The organism is Neisseria sp. P0009.S007, assembly GCF_051962515.1.
Genome location: NZ_JBQCVF010000074.1, coordinates 3,463 through 4,794 on the forward strand (window position 1 = coordinate 3,463; position 1,332 = coordinate 4,794).

Consider the following 1,332-nt stretch of genomic DNA (forward strand, 5'->3'; position numbering starts at 1 on the left):
GAAGGCCGTCTGAACAGGGTGAAGAGCAATCTTGACCGTTTAGGCTTTCAAAAGGCCTCTTTGACTTGTGCCGATGCGCAGGACTTGGCGGCATGGTATGATGGAAAGACCTTTGACGCTGTCTTGGCCGATGTGCCGTGTACCGCTTCGGGCGTGGCGCGGCGCAATCCTGACGTCAAATGGCTGCGCCGGCCGACCGATGCCGTCAAAACCGCACGCCAACAGGAAGCATTATTAGACGCGCTGTGGCAGACCCTGACGAAAAACGGCAGGATGTTGCTGGCTACCTGCTCGGTCTTTGTCGAAGAAAACGACGGTCAGTTGCAAAAATTCCTTAACCGCCATGCCGATGCCGAGTTGATCGAATCGCATGTGCTTTTACCGAACAAACATCAAGATGGCTTTTATTACGCGCTTATTAAAAAGCAGTAAAACGCTGATTGTACCGCTCTTGCTTGCCGTGTCGCTGAACGCGGCAGGCGAGGGCATCAGTGCGACCCGTGCCGAGGCAAAGCTGACCCATGCCGGACAGCTTTCCGTCAGCAGCCGTTTCCGCACTGACTTGCCCGACCAGCTTAAAGAAGCACTCAAACAGGGCGTCCCCCTGCATTTCAATTTAAGTTGGCAGCTGTCAGCGCCGTCTATGTCGTCTTATAAATTCAAGTTCGACCAGCTGCTCAACAACGACAGCACGATTCAATACAAATTGTCCTTCCATCCGCTGACCAACCGCTATCGCGTTACCGTCGGTACGTTTTCTACCGAGTACGATACGCTTGAGACTGCCTTGCGCGCAGTGGGCGCGGTCGCGAATTGGAAGGTTTTGTCCAAGGGTGCGCTGAGTGATGTGGCCGCCAAAGACACGAAGGCTGAAATCCGCCTGCTGCTGACAACCGCCAAGCTGCCCAAACCGTTCCAAATCAATGCCCTGACGTCTAAAAACTGGCATTTGGATTCCGGTTGGAAGTCCTTGTCGGTCGTGCAGGAGTAAACCATGCGCCGCTTTCTTCTGATTGCCGCCGTATTCGCCGTTGTTTTGTTGTACGGTCTGACTGTTGCAACGGGCAGCAGCAACGTATTGTCCGATTACTTCTGGTGGATTGTCGCCTTGTGCGGTTTGCTGTTGCTGGTGTTGGCGGCGGTGTTGGTGCGCTATGTCGTGCTTTTGATGCGCGACAACAGCAAAAGCGTGTTCGGTTCGCAGATTGCACGTCGGCTGTCGGGGATGTTTACTTTGGTTGCCGTATTGCCGGGCGTGTTTTTGTTCGGTATTTCCGCCCAGTTTATTAACGGTACGATTAATTCTTGGTTTGGCAACGATACCCATGAGGC

Annotated in this window: 1 protein-coding gene and 2 pseudogenes; all 3 read left to right on the forward strand. The window is 53.6% G+C overall.

Annotation, left to right across the window (positions count from 1 at the left end):
• Window positions 1-432, forward strand: a pseudogene (locus ACTHS3_RS07915) (16S rRNA (cytosine(967)-C(5))-methyltransferase RsmB); the annotation flags it as partial.
• Window positions 398-991 carry a DUF4390 domain-containing protein gene (locus tag ACTHS3_RS07920; protein ID WP_004520180.1) on the forward strand — a complete coding sequence of 198 codons (594 nt, stop codon included), beginning with the start codon at window positions 398-400 and terminating at the stop codon, window positions 989-991. The pseudogene ACTHS3_RS07915 and the gene ACTHS3_RS07920, both read left to right, overlap by 35 nt.
• Window positions 992-994: 3 nt before the next feature.
• Window positions 995-1,332, forward strand: a pseudogene (locus ACTHS3_RS07925) (PAS domain-containing sensor histidine kinase); the annotation flags it as partial.

Coding starts and splice junctions, on each gene's coding strand:
- ACTHS3_RS07920 (WP_004520180.1), top strand. CDS start 398: ATGGCTTTTATTACGCGCTTATTAAAAAGCAGTAAAACGCTGATTGTA.